The following is a 13,772-nucleotide window of genomic DNA, read 5'->3' on the forward strand; positions in this document are numbered from 1 at the left end:
CGGGCTGGGCCGGGGTGCCGGCCGCTCGAACGCCGCCAGCCCCCCGGCCCCCCGCGCGCGGGTCAGTCGCCCGGGGCCGCCTGCGGCTGGGCCAGCATGCCGGCCTTGGCGCGGCTGTAGGCCTGCAGGGTCAGGACCGCCATGCGCAGGCCCAGGACGAACAGCGCCACGCCGATCAGCACCGACGCCCAGTCGATCAGGTTGGCCACGGTGGGCGCCATCGTCTTCAGCGGATCCTGGGTCAGCGTCTTGGCCGGCCCGCCCAGGGCCGCCTGCAGGAACCGGATCGTCTGCACGGCGATGGCCGCCAGGGTGGTGACGATCATGAACAGCGCCGGGAGCAGCGTGTACCGCGTCGGTGCCTTCACCCGCGCCAGGTGGATGGTGATCAGCATCAGGGCGAGTCCCGCCAGCAGCTGGTTCGACCCGCCGAAGAACAGCCAGATGTTGTTCCACGAGCCGCTGACCGCCATGATCCAGGGCAGCAGCAGCCCCACGAAGGTCGACACGTGCTTCTGGGCCAGGATGCCCTCGCCGAACACCTCCACCGACACCAGTCGCCAGAAGCGGGTGACCAGCGCCTGGACGGTGATGGCGTAGATCACCAGCACCGTCCCGTAGAAGACCTGGATGGCCGCGTCGGACATGAACAGACCGAGGATCGGCTCGGTCAGCAGGGTGGCGCCGTAGACCCACGCGCCCACGCTGGCGCCGCCCAGTTCGGCGATCCGCTCGGGGCTCAGCACCATGTACGAGGCCAGGGACACCAGCGCTAGCAGGCCCTCTCCCAGCATGGCCCCGGCGCCCACCGGATGGGCGTCGGGCTCGACGTCCAGCTGCTTGGCCGTGCTGGACGAGCTGACCAGGCTGTGCCAGCCGGAGATGGCGCCGCAGGCGATGGCGGTGAACAGCACGGGCCACATCGGGTTACCCCCGGCGGCGAAGCTGCCCGCCGGACCCCAGAAGCCCTTCCAGCCGGGCTGCGCCAGGGTCACGCCGGTGATGGGCGTGATCAGCGCGCCGAGCAGGATCACCAGCACGGCGAACATCGCCGGGAAGAAGGAGACGTAGTTGAAGGGCTGGATGAAGGTCGGCAGCGGCAGGATGGACGCGACGTACAGGATGGCGCAGCACAGCGCCGCCCACACCCAGACGTTGAAGTTCAGGGCGCCCTGGGCGCCCAGGTTCAGCCGCACGGCGCGGCCGACCTCCGTGGACCCCAGCCAGAAGGACAGGATCATCAGGACGAAGGCGAGGAGGGTCACGGCGCCCACGTTCATGCGTCGCTTGTACAGCAGCTGGCCGCAGATCACGCCGGTCAGGATGATGCCGACCGTCGCCACGAAGGAGCCCGCGAAGGTGTTCCAGAAGACGGCGATCAGCTGGATGAAGGTCGCCGAGATGATCAGCAGGTAGAACAGGATGAAGCCCAGCAGCGTGCTGCGCCCCGCGGCGCCGGTGAACTCGTAGGTGATGGGGCCGAAGGACCGTCCCTGGTTGCGCACCGACAGCATGATGGACCCGTAGTCCTGGAGCCAGCCGATGAAGAAGTTGCCGAAGATGATCCACAGGAGCGCCGGGACCCAGCCGAACTGCAACGCCACGAAGGGCCCCAGGATCGGGCCCAGCGCCGCCACGCTCTTGTACTGGTAGCCCCACAGCACGTAGCGGCTGACGGGGAAGTACTCCACCCCGTCGGTGTACATGTGGGCGGGGGTGGTGCGGTTGGCGTCGGGTTGCCAGACCGTGCGGTCGTACCACCGCCCGTAGACGAAGTAGGCGATGCCGTAGGCGATCAAAGCCAGCACCACGAACATCGCCGGCGAATTCAGCATGGTCCGCTCCCCTTTCCCCTGCGCAAGGCCGCTGGGAACGACGGCGTCGGCTCCGGCCCCCGGCGCGGGCGTCGCGCGAAGGGTCCAGCGCGGTCACCCGGGACGAACCCGGCCCGGCGGCACTGGCGCGTGACCGGAGCGGGTCGGGGGCTATCGCGGCGGACCGTTGGCGGGCACCGGCGGGGGCACCCGTCCGCCCGCCGCGACGCTGCAGAGGGATGCCGGTGGCGCGACCGCCTTTGGGGTCTGCGGCCGCTGCACCGGCCTGGGATGGGATCCGCTGCGGTCGGGGGATTCGGGACGCCGAGGGGCGGGGCCTGCGTGCCGCAGGCGGCCCCGCCCGCCGGGTGCACCAGCAAGGCACACCCGCGTCCGGTCCCCCACAAGCCCCACAAGACAGAAGGATGGCTCGGTGATGGCTCGGTGTGGACGCAGGCCGCCTGCGGCCGGGATCCGTCGGCGCTCCCCATGCTGTGGCGGGCGGTGCTCCCGGACGGCCGGGACCGCACCCCACCGTTGCCGGCTGGGGCGCGCGGCCTCCACCCGGAGCCCTCCGCCCGACGGCCAGGCGGCCTTCTCACCCCCCGCGCGAGCGGCCGCTCACCAGGCTGTGGTCCCGCCCCAGCCGGGACCACAGCCTGATCGCTTTCCCCCGCCGACGACGGCCAACCGGCAAGGAAACCGGCGTCGTCGCCCGTTCCCGTGGGGAATTTCGTCGGCCGGTGCCACGTTCCTCCTGCCGGCGCCACCGGCTCGGCCGCCACCGGCCCGGGGGCCCGCTGACGAGGGCCGGTCCCGGCGGACGATGGGAGGACCGCGCCGGATTCACCAAGAGATGGCCGCGCCGGACCCACGGTGGGACGGCCGCGCCGGGCGGACGGTGGGCCCGACGAGCCGGGCGCCGCCCGACCTGCCCTCACCCTCCGTCCACGCCCCGGGGAGGCCACAGCCACCAGACGGGCACCCCCGCCAGCCCGGCCGTCGCCCGGGCGGTCGCCGAGGGCGGGGCGTCGGCCACGGGGATCACCACCGGCGCGGGCACGAACTCCTCCAGCTGGCGCAACAGCTCGCTGCGCGCCCGGGTGGCCCCGCGCAGCCAACCCGGTCCCGCCGCGGAGCGGCCGGGCGCGGCGGGCGAACCGTCCCCGGCGGCCGGCGCGGCCGGCGGCGAGGTCGTCCGCAGGCCGGCCCCGGCCGCCGGTCCACCCGGCCCGGGCCGGCCTCGGCCGGCCGGGGCCGGTGTCGTCTCGTCCCCGCAGGCCGCCGCCAGGGCCGCCCGGGGCACGATCGCCGGTTGCATCGCTCCGGGCGCCCACTCCACCACCCGCGCCCAACCGCGCGCCCACAGGCCGGGATGGGCGATCTCGTCCCAGGGGAGCAGGACCCAGCGCGGGCCGCCGCCCGTGGCGCGGCGGCCCGCGCGGGCGAGGAGGGCCCGCAGGTGGTCGGGGTCCCGAACCAGGACGCCATGGAGCCCCTGCCCCCAGAGGGGGGCCACGGCCTCCGGCTCGGCCACGGCCAGCAACACCCGCGGGACGGCGGCGGGCGGCGGGGGCCCGCCGGCCGGGCTGGTGCCGTCCGCCCAGGTGGGCGCCGGGTCGTCCGCCGTGGGGATGCGCGCCCCCGGGGCCGGTTCGTCCAGGGCGGTGAGGTAAGCTATGGCATGGCGAGAGACGGTCGGCGGCGAGCCGGCGGCCTCCACTCCCGCGGGCGGCCCGCTGCGGCGGGACGAGGGGTCCGGCAGGTCCGCCGCCCCCTGGGCCCGGTCGACGCCCGGCTCCGCCGGGACCAGCCACCGGTCGCCCGGTTCCCACGGCACCAGCCGCTCGGAGGGCCGTCCGCGGTCGGCGCTGCCCTCGGGTTGGACGCGTGGGAGAGGGTACGCCATGCCGTCATCCCGTCGGACACCGCCGGAGGACACCATGGGTCATCCCTTCCCCGGTCTCCCGAGCCCTCTCCGTGAGGCTCTCCAGCTTCAGCATGGACGGGTGGGCGGCGGAGGACAAGGGCCGGCGGGCGACCCGCCGGCCGGCGCCGACCGGGGTGCCGGCGCCGGCCGGGTCCTCGTGGCGGGCCTCCCGCCCCCTGGCCGCGATGCGGGCCTGGGCGTGGATTCAAGACCCCGGCCAGGGCCCTGCGGCGCCGGGCGTCCCGCGCTGCCCACCCCGTGGCGCCCGTCCCCGGTGCCCCTGCGACGTCGGGCCTCCGGCGGTGCCGTCCGGCGACGGGCGGACGGGCGGGTGGCGACGCCGGCGGGGACAGGCAGGCCACGACGGCAGACCGCGACGGCGGCAACGGCCGACGGTCGGGCAAGGGGGCCAGCGACGAAGGCCGCAACGGGGGACGGTCGGGCCGGGCCGTCGCGCGGCGGCAGGGGCCCGGGCCGCGGCGGGCGGTGCAGGAGAGACGGCCCGCGCTGCGAACCCTCCCGGGGAGGTCGAGGCCATGTTCCAGAAGATCCTGATCGCCAACCGGGGCGAGATCGCCGTCCGCATCATCCGTGCCTGCCGCGAGCTGGGCATCCGGACCGTGGCGGTGTACTCCGAGGCGGACGCGGATGCGCTGCACGTCGCCATGGCCGACGAGGCCTACTGCATCGGCCCTCCCCCGGCGCCGCGCAGCTACCTGCACATCCCCAGCCTGATCGAGGCGGCCAGCAAGGCCGGGGTCGACGCCATCCACCCGGGGTACGGCTTCCTCTCGGAGAACGCCCACTTCGCCGCGGTGTGCAAGACGTGGGGCATCGAGTTCATCGGGCCGTCGCCGGAGGCCATCGAGACCATGGGCCTCAAGTCCCTGGCCCGGGAGGCGATGCGGCGGGCCGGCGTGCCGGTGGTGCCGGGGAGCGAGGGCACGGTGGACGACGAGGACGAGGCCCTGCGGATCGCCCGCGACATCGGCTACCCCGTGCTGGTCAAGGCGGCCGCCGGCGGGGGCGGGCGCGGCATCCGCGTCGCCCGGGACGAGCAGGAGCTGGTGCAGGCCCTGGCCTCGGCGCGCCGGGAGGCGGAGTCGACCTTCGGCAACGGCGCCGTCTACCTGGAGAAGTTCCTGGAGGAGCCGCGGCACATCGAGATCCAGGTGATCGCCGACAAGCACGGTCACACCCTGCACCTGGGCGAGCGCGAGTGCTCGGTGCAGCGGCGACGGCAGAAGATGATCGAGGAGGCGCCGTCGCCGGCGATGACCCCCGAGCTGCGCCAGCGCATGGCCGAAGCCGCCATCCGCGCGGCCGAGGCCGTGGAGTACGTCGGCGCAGGCACCGTGGAGTTCCTGGTCGACCGGGACGGCAACTTCTACTTCATCGAGATGAACACGCGGATCCAGGTGGAGCACCCGGTCACCGAGCTCGTCACGGGGATCGACCTGGTGAAGGAGCAGATCCGCGTGGCGGCGGGCGAGCCGCTCTCCTTCACCCAGGACCAAGTGGAGTTCCGGGGCTGGGCCATGGAGTGCCGCATCAACGCGGAGGATCCCGGCAATCGCTTCCTGCCGTCGCCGGGGACCATCACCCTCTGGGAGCCGCCCGGCGGTCCCGGGGTGCGTCTGGACGCCGGCTTCCGCGCAGGCACCACGGTGCAGCCCTTCTACGACTCGCTGGTGGGCAAGCTCATCGTGTGGGGCCGCGATCGCCAGGAGGCCATCGCCCGCATGCGGCGCGCCCTGGATGAGTTCCGCATCGAGGGGATCCGCACCACCATCCCGCTGTACCGGGAGATCCTGCAGCGGGACGACTTCCAGCAGGGGCGCTTCCACACCCGCTGGCTCGAGGAGGAGGTGCTGGCCGGGCGGCAGGGCGCCTGAGGCCACGCGAGGCCACGGATCACGGCCGCCAAGGCAACGCGGGGCACCCGGCGGGACGGCGGTCCCGCCGGGTGCCCCGCTTTTCCCGGGAAATGGCGAGAGCATCGCGGGGAATCGCGAGAGCGTCGCGGCCGTCGCTGCCTGCGTCGCCGGCATCGCGGCCCGGCGGGGTCGACGCCCACAGGAGCGGTCGACGCCCACAGGAGCGTAGGAACGGCCGCCCCTCCGGGGCGCCCCATCCCTCAGCGCTTGGAGAACTGGGGCGCCTTGCGCGCCTTCTTGAGGCCGTACTTGCGCCGCTCCTTGACCCGCGGATCCCGGGTCAGCAGGCCGGCCTGCTTCAGCGGCTTCCGGTACGCCTCGTCGACCTTGAGCAGCGCGCGGGCGATGCCGTGGCGGACGGCGCCCGCCTGCCCGGAGATCCCGCCCCCGGCCACCCGGGCCAGGACGTCGTACTTGCCCAGGGTTCCCGTCACCTTGAGGGGCCGCTCCACCTCGGCCCGTTGGGCGATGGTCGGGAAGTACTCCTCGAAGGGGCGGCCGTTGATGACGATGCGCCCGTCGCCGGGGATCAGGCGCACCCGGGCCACGGCCTCCTTGCGCCGACCCGTACCCCAGTACACGGCGGTGGTCGCCACCGTCTCACCTCGCTTTCCCAGGCCCGATCGAGTTCCCACGCCCGATCGAGACGCCCGAGCCAGCACCCTACCGCCTCCCCGTGGGGGCCGGCCGGGACGCAGCCCCGGCGGGCCCCCGTCCGGGTGGGTCGCAGCCGACGTCGAGCCACCTTCGCCCGGTCACGCGCCGGGTTCGGTCTGTGCGGCGGCCTGCTCCCACTGGGGCGTGCCGTCGGGCCGGATGGTCAGCGGCCGGGGACGCTGGGCGGCATGGGGGTGATCCGGCCCGCGGTAGACGTGAAGCTTGCGGAACTGCCGCCGCCCCAGGGCGTTGCGCGGCAACATGCGGCGCACGGCCAGCTCGATCATGCGCTCGGGACGCGTCTCCAGCAGCCGCCGCGCGGTGATGGCCTTCAAGCCGCCGGGGTAACCCGTGTGCCGGTAGTACACCTTCTTGTCCAGCTTCTTGCCAGTCAGGCGCACCTTCTCGGCGTTGACCACGATCACGTGGTCCCCCGTGTCCACGTGGGGCGTGTAGATGGGCTTGTGCTTGCCCCGCAGGATCTTCGCCACCTGGCTCGCCAGGCGGCCCAGGGGCACGCCGTCGGCGTCGATCACGTACCACTGGCGCTGCACGTCCTGGGGGCGGGCCATGAAGGTGGTCCGCATGGTGTTGCCTCCCGTCCTCGGGCCCCGGCAGGGGGCCCGGGTCCGCCAATCAACAAACGGGCCCGCGGCGCGGCCGGGGCCGATGGAACGCCAGCAACCCGATGAAAACAGCATCTCCTATGCTAGACGCTGGATTGGGGCCTGTCAAGGCGATCCCTGGCCCCCATCGGCCGGCGGGGCGGCGGTCGATGGGATGCCCCGGCCGGCGCCCTGCCCCGTCGGTCCCGTCCGGGCGCGACGGGCCTCGCAGGCCCCGCGCCCTCACCCCGGCCAGGGCGGCCCCTCGGCCACCCAGTCGTCGTACGCCACCCGCCACAGCACCAGGCCGTGGGCCGGCGCCGTCGGCCCCACCAGGTCACGCCGCCGCTGGGTCAGCAGGGCATCCAGGTGGTCCAGGGACCAGCGCCCGCGTCCGATCTCCACCAAGGTGCCCACGATGCCCCGGGCCATGTGCATGAGGAAGCCGTCCGCCTCCAGGACGAACCGCAGCAGCGGGCCGCGTTCCTCCACCACGCAGCGGTACAGGGTGCGCCGCGTTCGTCGCACGGCGGAGCCGGAGGCCTTGAAGGCCGCGAAGTCGTGGGTGCCCTCCAGCCGGCGCGCCGCGGCCCGCATGGCCGCCACGTCCAGTTCCAGCGGCACGTGCCACTGCCAGCGGCGGTGCAGGGGATCGGGGACCGGCCCGCGCGCCAGGTGGTAGACGTAGGTCTTGCGGCGCGCACCATACCGCGCGTGGAAGCCGGGCGGCGCCTCGTCGGCCGCCACGGCCACCACGTCGGGGGGCAGCAACCCCCGCAGGGCGGGAACCAGACGCTCGGCAGGGAAGGGCCGCGGCGTGCGCCAGTGGATCACCTGGGCCCGGGCGTGCACGCCGGCATCGGTGCGGCCGGCGGCCGTCACCCGCACCGGATGCCCGAGGAGCCGCGCCAGGGCCTCCTCGACCACCTGTTGCACCGTCCGGCGCCCGGGCTGGCGCTGCCAGCCGGCGAAGTCCGTGCCGTCGTAGGCGAGGATGGCCCGCAAGAGGCGCCCCTCCGCGGCAGCCTCGCCCCGGTCGCGCCCGGGGCCGTCGGCCGCTGGGTTGGGAGCGGCATCTTCCGATGCTGGCAACGCCTCACCGCCTCCCCGACGCGTCCCAGGTGTCGGCGCCGGTGGCCGTCGCGCCCATCCGCTCGATCGGGGGACCGGGGGCGCGGCCCGCCCCGCCTCGTGGGATCCGCGGGTCGGCGGCACGGCCCGCGGCGACCGAGGGCCCCTGCGGCCCGCGCGGTGTGAGCCGGCGGCGACGGGGCCCGCGGAGCGCGGTGGGCCGCGCCGGTTCGTCCCATGGGCGCTAGCGTCCCCAACGGAGGGCGACGCCCAAGACCAGCGCGGTCAGCAGCACCGCCGCGGCATCCCGGCGACCCACCCGCAGCTCGCGGTAGCGCGTCCGGCCGGCCCCACCCCGGTAGCCGCGGGCCTCCATGGCCAGGGCCAGCTCGTCGGCGCGCCGGAAGGCGCCGACGAAGAGCGGGACCAGCAGCGGCACCAGCGCCCGCAGCCGCCGCAGGGGACCGCCCCGGTGGAACTGGGCTCCCCGCGCCATCTGCGCCTTCATGATGCGCTCCGCCTCCTCCGCCAGGGTGGGGATGAAGCGCAGCGCGATGGTCATCATCATCGCCAGCTCGTGGGCGGGGACCCGGCGCCCCAGCGGCCGGAGCAAGGCCTCGAGGCCGTCGGTCAGGGCGATGGGCGAGGTGGTCAGCGTGAGCAACGCGGCGGCGGTCACCAGCAGCAGCAGGCGCACGGCCAGGCGCAGCCCCAGCTCCAGGCCCTGTTGCGTCGCCACCAGCGGGCCCAGGGTCAGGAGCGGGTCACCCGGCACCGCCACCAGGTTGAGGACCAGGGTCAGGCCCACCAGCCACAGCATCGGCCGCATCCCGCCGAGGACACCGGCCAGGGGCAGCCGCGCCAGGACGGCCGCGCCCAGGACGAACCCGGCCAGCACGCCGTACGCCGCCCACTGTCGCACCAGGAACAGGACGAGGGAGTAGGCGGCCAGGAGCACCACCTTCGTGCGCGGGTCCAGCCGGTGCAGGGGGCTGTCCCCGGGGACGTACTGGCCCAGCACGGGTTCGGGGATCACGGCGACCCCTCCCGCCGCGGCACGCGGTTGCCGTCGTCCCGCGGCGCGGGTGGCGATGCGGGCCCCGAGGGCCCGCGATCCCCCCTCCGGCGCCGCGGCCCGTCCCCCGCAACGGGGGGCGCGGCGGGCAGGAAGGGGGCCGCCGCCACCAGCTCCGCCTCGGCCGCGTCCAGGTCGACTCGGGCGCGGTTCACCGGCACCCCCCGGCGGGCCAGTTCGTCCAGCAGCCGAACGGTGGCCGGCGGGGTCAGGCGGCAGCGGGCGAGCAGGTCGGCATCGGCCAGGACGGCCTCGACGGGCCCGTCGGCCTCGATGCGGCCGTCGCGCAGGAGCACCACCCGCTCGGCCACGGCGGCCACCTCGTCCACGTCGTGGGAGACCAGCACCACGGCGATCCCCGATTCCCGGTGGAGCCGGCGCAACAGCTCGACCAGGGCCTGCCTTCCGCGCGGGTCGAGGCCGGCCGTGGGCTCGTCCAGCACCAGCACCCGCGGCATCATGGCCAGGACCCCGGCGATGGCCACCCGCCGCATCTGCCCCCCGCTGAGGCTGAAGGGCGAGCGCCGGCCCAGGTCGGGGTCCAGGCCCACCAGCGCCATCGCCCGCTCCACCCGCGCGGCGACCTCCGCCTCGTCGCAGCCCAGGTTGCGCGGGGCGAAGGCGATGTCGTCCCACACCGTCTCGGCGAACAGCTGCTGCTCGGGGAACTGGAAGACCAGCCCGACCCGCCGGCGCGCCTCGGCCAGGCGATCGTCGCGATCGGGGCCGGGCGCCCAGAGGTCGATCCCGTCCACCTCCACCCGGCCGCGGGTCGGGCGCAGCAGGCCGTTGAAGTGTTGCACCAGGGTGGACTTGCCGCTCCCCGTGGGCCCCATGATGGCCACGCGCTCCCCGTCGGCGATGGCGAGGTCGACGCCGCGGAGCGCCTCGCGGTGGGCCCACCCGGGGGCGCCGTAGACGTGATGGAGCCCCTCCACCTGGATCCCCACGGCCTCACCCGCCCCCCACCCCGCCGGCGGCCGGGTTGCGGGCCGCGGCGGCGGGTCCTCCCCCTCGCTGCCCCATGCCCGGCCCCCCTGACCCGGGCGCTGCCGACCCGCCCCCGAGGTCGCCGGCGCCGGGCGCCGGCGACCCCGGGCGGAGCAGGGCCGCCACCAGCTGCTCCACGGTGACGATGCCGGAGGGCAGGCGCCACCCGCGGCGACGCAGGCGGTCGGCCAGGCGCCCCATGGGCGGCGCCGCCAACCCCACGGCCTCCAGCCAGTCGGGGCCGTCGAACGCCTCCGCCGACGGGCCCCCGGCCACCACGCGCCCCCGGTGCATCACGACGACCCGCTGGGCGCGGGCCGCCTCCTCGAGGAAGTGGGTGATCAGCACCACGGTGATCCCCTGCTCCCGGTGCAGCCGGGTGACGGCGTCGAGGACCTCCGCCCGTCCGGCGGGATCCAGCATGGCGGTGGCCTCGTCCAGCACGAGGCACGCCGGTTCCATGGCCAGGACCCCGGCCAGGGCGACCCGCTGCTTCTGGCCCCCCGAGAGCCGGTGGGGTGGATCGGCGCGCCGCTCCCACAGGCCCACCGCTTCCAGCGCCCGCCGCACGCGGCGGGCGATCTCGTCCCGCGGCAGCCCGAGGTTCTCCGGCCCGAAGGCCACGTCCTCCTCCACGGTGGGGGCCACCAGCTGGTTGTCGGGATTCTGGAAGACCATGCCCACCAGGCGCCGGATCTCTCCCCGGGCCGCGGGATCGGCGGTGGACCGGCCCGCCACCCGCACCTCGCCCCGGGTCGGCAGCAGCAGGCCGTTGAGCAGCCGCGCGAGGGTCGACTTCCCGGAGCCGTTGGCGCCGACCACGGCCAAAAATTCACCCCGGCGCACCTCCAGGTCGATGCCCCGCAGGGCCTCGACGGCATCCGGCTGGCCGGGGTGGTACACGAAGTGGACCTGTCGGATCTGGATGAACGCGTCCCCCGTCACGGCGCCGGGCCCTCCACCGCCGCGCCGGGCGGGACCGCCGGGGCTCACACCAGCTCCAGCAGCGCCATGGGCGCGCCGTCCCCGCGGCGCGGCTCCAGCTTCAGTACGCGGGTGTAGCCGCCGGGCCGGTCGCTGTAGCGCGGCCCGATGACGTCGAACAGCTTCTTCAGCACCTGCTTGTCGTAGAGCACCGCGGCCGCCTGGCGGCGAGCGTGCAGGTCGCCGCGGCGGGCCAGGGTGATCAGGTGCTCCGCCAGGCGCTGGGCCTCCCGCGCCCGGGTCACCGTGGTCTCGATGCGCTCGTGGATGAACAGCGACGTCACCAGGTTGCGCACCATGGCCTGCCGCTGATCCGTCGGCCGGTTCAACCGCGACTTGTGGCCCATCGCCCATTCCCTCCTGCCGCCTGCCCCGGGCCGGGGCCACGCCTCGGAGCGGCCGGCCCGCACGCCATCGTGCGGCGCCGCCGCGCCGCCCCCGCTGCTCAGTCCTCCGGCTGCTTCAGCGAGAGCCCCAGGGCAGCCAGCTTCTCCTCGATCTCCTCCAGCGACTTCTTGCCCAGGTTGCGGACCCGCATCATGTCCTCCGGCGTCTTCTCCACCAGCTCCCCGATGGTGTTGATGCCGGCCCGCTTCAAGCAGTTGTACGAGCGCACGGAGAGGTCGAGCTCGTCGATGCTCATCTCCAGCAGCTTCGCCCGCTCGTCGTCCTCCTTGGCCGCATCCGCGCCGGCGCCGCGGGACTGGTCGGTCAGGCCGAGGAACAGCGCCAGGTGGTCGGTCAGGATGCGGGCCGCCTGGCTGGCCGCCTCGTCGGGCGCCACGGTGCCGTTGGTCCAGATCTCCAGGGTCAGCCGGTCGTAGTCGGTGATCTTGCCGACCCGGGTGTTCTCCACCTGGAAGTTGACCTTGCGGATCGGCGTGAAGATCGAGTCGACGGGGATCACGCCGATGCTGCGGTCGGGGTCCTTGTTGCGATCGGCGGGGACGTAGCCGCGCCCGCGCTTGACCGTCATCTCCATGAACAGCCGACCGTCGTGTTCCAGCGTGGCGATCAGGTGGTCCCCGTTGACGATCTCCACCTCGGGAGGCGTGATGATGTCCGCCGCCCGCACCCCCCCCTCACCCTGGGCCTCGATGCGCAGGATCTGGGGTTCATCGGTGTGCATCTTGATCGCCAGTTCCTTGAGGTTGAGGATGATCTCCGTCGTGTCCTCCACCACCCCGGGGATCGTGGAGAACTCGTGCAGCACCCCTTCGATGCGGATGCTGGTCACCGCCGCGCCGGGCAAGGACGAGAGCAGGACCCGACGCATGGCGTTGCCCAGGGTGATGCCGTACCCGCGCTCCAGCGGCTCGACCACGAATCGGCCGTACTTGCCGTCGTCGCTGATCTCCGCGGTCTCGATGGTCGGCTTCTCCATCTCGTTCATGGCTCCGCCCTCCTGTCGAGCCGCCGACAGCGGGCTCGCGCCGGCCTAGACGCGGCGCCGCTTCGGCGGGCGGCACCCGTTGTGGGGGATGGGGGTGACGTCCTTGATGGCGGTCACCTCCAGGCCCGTGGCCTGCAGGGAGCGGATGGCCGCCTCCCGACCCGGCCCCGGACCCTTCACCCACACCTCCACCTCGCGCATGCCGTGCTCCATGGCCTCGCGCGCCGCCTGCTCGGCGGCGAGCTGGGCGGCGTAGGGCGTGCCCTTCTTCGAGCCCGTGAAGCCGTTGGTCCCGCCCGACCCGGAGGCGATGGCGTTGCCCTCCACGTCGGTGATGGTGACGATGGTGTTGTTGAACGTGGATCGGATGTGCGCGATACCGCGCTCGACGTGCTTCCGATCCTTGCGGCGCAGCCGGGTGGCCGCTCCGCGGCGGCCACCCCGGCGCGGTGCGCCCCCTCGTGCCATGGGTCAGCCTCCTCGCGCCTCACTTCTTCCCCGGACGCTTCTTGCCCGCCACCGTGCGGCGCGGCCCCTTGCGCGTCCGGGCGTTGGTCCTGGTCCGCTGCCCGCGCACCGGCAGACCCCGACGGTGGCGCAAGCCGCGGTAGCAGCCGATGTCGATCAGCCGCTTGATGTTGCGCTGGACCTCGCTGCGCAACTCGCCCTCCACCTTGTAGTCGCGCTCGATGATGGCGCGCAGGCGGTTGATCTCATCCTCCGTCAGATCCCGCACCCGGGTGTCGGGGTTGACCCGCGCCTTGGCCAGGATCTCCCGGCTACGAGACAGACCGATGCCATAAATATAAGGAAGCGCGTACTCGACGCGCTTGTCGCGCGGCAGGTCGACGCCTGCGATGCGGGCCATCCGAACACCTCCAGGCTCAACCCTGCACCTGCTTGTGCTTGGGGTTCTCGCAGATCACCCGCACCTTGCCCTTGCGGCGGATGATCTTGCACTTGTCGCAGATGCGCTTGACCGACGGACGAACCTTCATCGATGGAAGCCTCCTCGCGGCGCCGCCCCGCCCGGGGGACGGAGCCAGCCCTCGCTGCCCTCCGTTCGCGACCTCGGATCGCAACCGCCCGGGTCAACTCCGGTGGCGATAGGTGATGCGCCCCCGGGTGAGATCGTACGGGGACAATTCCAGGGTTACCCGGTCGCCGGGCAGGATGCGGATGAAGTGCATGCGGATCTTGCCCGAGACGTGGGCCATCACTTTATGGCCATTATCCAATTCTACACGAAACATGCCGTTCGGCAAGGGCTCGACCACCGTCCCCTGGACCTCGACCACGTTCTCCTTGTGTGCCAC

The 13,772-nt window shown here is 73.9% G+C and carries 15 protein-coding genes; 1 reads left to right on the forward strand and 14 read right to left on the reverse strand.

The genetic code is table 11. The annotated features are described in order from the left end of the window. Window positions 1-62: 62 nt before the first annotated feature. Both E1B22_RS03050 and E1B22_RS03055 read right to left on the reverse strand, forming a co-directional pair. Entirely contained in the window at window positions 63-1,835 is a 1,773-nt protein-coding gene (locus E1B22_RS03050; RefSeq protein ID WP_135224506.1) for a carbon starvation protein A, read from the reverse strand. 916 nt (window positions 1,836-2,751) lie between these two features. Next, window positions 2,752-3,723, reverse strand: a complete 972-nt coding sequence (locus E1B22_RS03055) for a hypothetical protein (RefSeq protein ID WP_135224507.1) — start codon at window positions 3,721-3,723, stop codon at window positions 2,752-2,754. 557 nt (window positions 3,724-4,280) lie between these two features. Here E1B22_RS03055 and accC point away from each other — a divergent pair. Continuing rightward, window positions 4,281-5,639 carry an acetyl-CoA carboxylase biotin carboxylase subunit gene (gene accC / locus E1B22_RS03060; RefSeq protein ID WP_135224508.1) on the forward strand — a complete coding sequence of 453 codons (1,359 nt, stop codon included), beginning with the start codon at window positions 4,281-4,283 and terminating at the stop codon, window positions 5,637-5,639. A 242-nt stretch (window positions 5,640-5,881) separates the two neighbouring features. Here accC and rpsI read toward each other — a convergent pair whose 3' ends face one another. From rpsI to infA, 12 genes are all read right to left on the reverse strand, one after another. Further along, window positions 5,882-6,277 carry a 30S ribosomal protein S9 gene (rpsI, locus tag E1B22_RS03065; RefSeq protein ID WP_135224509.1) on the reverse strand — a complete coding sequence of 132 codons (396 nt, stop codon included), beginning with the start codon at window positions 6,275-6,277 and terminating at the stop codon, window positions 5,882-5,884. 159 nt (window positions 6,278-6,436) lie between these two features. Further along, entirely contained in the window at window positions 6,437-6,925 is a 489-nt protein-coding gene (gene rplM, locus E1B22_RS03070; RefSeq protein WP_135224510.1) for a 50S ribosomal protein L13, read from the reverse strand. 261 nt (window positions 6,926-7,186) lie between these two features. Continuing rightward, a complete protein-coding gene (gene truA, locus E1B22_RS03075) occupies window positions 7,187-8,035 on the reverse strand; it encodes a tRNA pseudouridine(38-40) synthase TruA (protein ID WP_135224511.1) in 849 nt (282 codons plus the stop codon). 223 nt (window positions 8,036-8,258) lie between these two features. Continuing rightward, window positions 8,259-9,050 carry an energy-coupling factor transporter transmembrane protein EcfT gene (locus tag E1B22_RS03080; RefSeq protein WP_135224512.1) on the reverse strand — a complete coding sequence of 264 codons (792 nt, stop codon included), beginning with the start codon at window positions 9,048-9,050 and terminating at the stop codon, window positions 8,259-8,261. Then, window positions 9,047-10,039, reverse strand: coding sequence for an energy-coupling factor transporter ATPase (locus E1B22_RS03085; RefSeq protein ID WP_135224513.1), 993 nt, complete (start codon window positions 10,037-10,039; stop codon window positions 9,047-9,049). Before E1B22_RS03085 ends, E1B22_RS03080 begins: the two co-directional genes overlap by 4 nt. Window positions 10,040-10,043: 4 nt before the next feature. After that, window positions 10,044-11,024: an energy-coupling factor transporter ATPase gene (locus E1B22_RS03090; RefSeq protein ID WP_135224514.1), complete on the reverse strand. Its 981-nt coding sequence runs from the start codon at window positions 11,022-11,024 to the stop codon at window positions 10,044-10,046. A 44-nt stretch (window positions 11,025-11,068) separates the two neighbouring features. Continuing rightward, complete coding sequence (gene rplQ, locus E1B22_RS03095; RefSeq protein ID WP_135224515.1) at window positions 11,069-11,410, reverse strand: 50S ribosomal protein L17; 342 nt, start codon at window positions 11,408-11,410, stop codon at window positions 11,069-11,071. Window positions 11,411-11,508: 98 nt separating this feature from the next. Further along, complete coding sequence (locus tag E1B22_RS03100) at window positions 11,509-12,456, reverse strand: DNA-directed RNA polymerase subunit alpha (protein WP_135224516.1); 948 nt, start codon at window positions 12,454-12,456, stop codon at window positions 11,509-11,511. 45 nt (window positions 12,457-12,501) lie between these two features. Then, the gene (gene rpsK, locus E1B22_RS03105) at window positions 12,502-12,924 is read right to left on the reverse strand and encodes a 30S ribosomal protein S11 (RefSeq protein WP_135224517.1); all 423 of its coding nucleotides are present in this window, start codon (window positions 12,922-12,924) and stop codon (window positions 12,502-12,504) included. Window positions 12,925-12,943: 19 nt separating this feature from the next. After that, window positions 12,944-13,324: a 30S ribosomal protein S13 gene (gene rpsM / locus E1B22_RS03110; protein ID WP_135224518.1), complete on the reverse strand. Its 381-nt coding sequence runs from the start codon at window positions 13,322-13,324 to the stop codon at window positions 12,944-12,946. 16 nt (window positions 13,325-13,340) lie between these two features. Next, complete coding sequence (rpmJ, locus tag E1B22_RS03115; RefSeq protein ID WP_006902861.1) at window positions 13,341-13,454, reverse strand: 50S ribosomal protein L36; 114 nt, start codon at window positions 13,452-13,454, stop codon at window positions 13,341-13,343. 93 nt (window positions 13,455-13,547) lie between these two features. Next, window positions 13,548-13,772: a translation initiation factor IF-1 gene (gene infA / locus E1B22_RS03120; RefSeq protein ID WP_135224519.1), complete on the reverse strand. Its 225-nt coding sequence runs from the start codon at window positions 13,770-13,772 to the stop codon at window positions 13,548-13,550.

The sequence above is a fragment of the Thermaerobacter sp. FW80 genome, from assembly GCF_004634385.1.
GTDB classification, from domain to species: domain Bacteria; phylum Bacillota; class Sulfobacillia; order Thermaerobacterales; family Thermaerobacteraceae; genus Thermaerobacter; species Thermaerobacter composti.

What these genes read in the sequence shown, in the direction of transcription:
- E1B22_RS03050 (WP_135224506.1), bottom strand. Translation starts at nt 1,835, where the DNA reads ATGCTGAATTCGCCGGCGATGTTCGTGGTGCTGGCTTTGATCGCCTAC.
- E1B22_RS03055 (WP_135224507.1), bottom strand. Translation starts at nt 3,723, where the DNA reads ATGGCGTACCCTCTCCCACGCGTCCAACCCGAGGGCAGCGCCGACCGC.
- accC (WP_135224508.1), top strand. Translation starts at nt 4,281, where the DNA reads ATGTTCCAGAAGATCCTGATCGCCAACCGGGGCGAGATCGCCGTCCGC.
- rplM (WP_135224510.1), bottom strand. Translation starts at nt 6,925, where the DNA reads ATGCGGACCACCTTCATGGCCCGCCCCCAGGACGTGCAGCGCCAGTGG.
- rplQ (WP_135224515.1), bottom strand. Translation starts at nt 11,410, where the DNA reads ATGGGCCACAAGTCGCGGTTGAACCGGCCGACGGATCAGCGGCAGGCC.
- E1B22_RS03100 (WP_135224516.1), bottom strand. Translation starts at nt 12,456, where the DNA reads ATGAACGAGATGGAGAAGCCGACCATCGAGACCGCGGAGATCAGCGAC.
- rpsK (WP_135224517.1), bottom strand. Translation starts at nt 12,924, where the DNA reads ATGGCACGAGGGGGCGCACCGCGCCGGGGTGGCCGCCGCGGAGCGGCC.
- rpsM (WP_135224518.1), bottom strand. Translation starts at nt 13,324, where the DNA reads ATGGCCCGCATCGCAGGCGTCGACCTGCCGCGCGACAAGCGCGTCGAG.
- rpmJ (WP_006902861.1), bottom strand. Translation starts at nt 13,454, where the DNA reads ATGAAGGTTCGTCCGTCGGTCAAGCGCATCTGCGACAAGTGCAAGATC.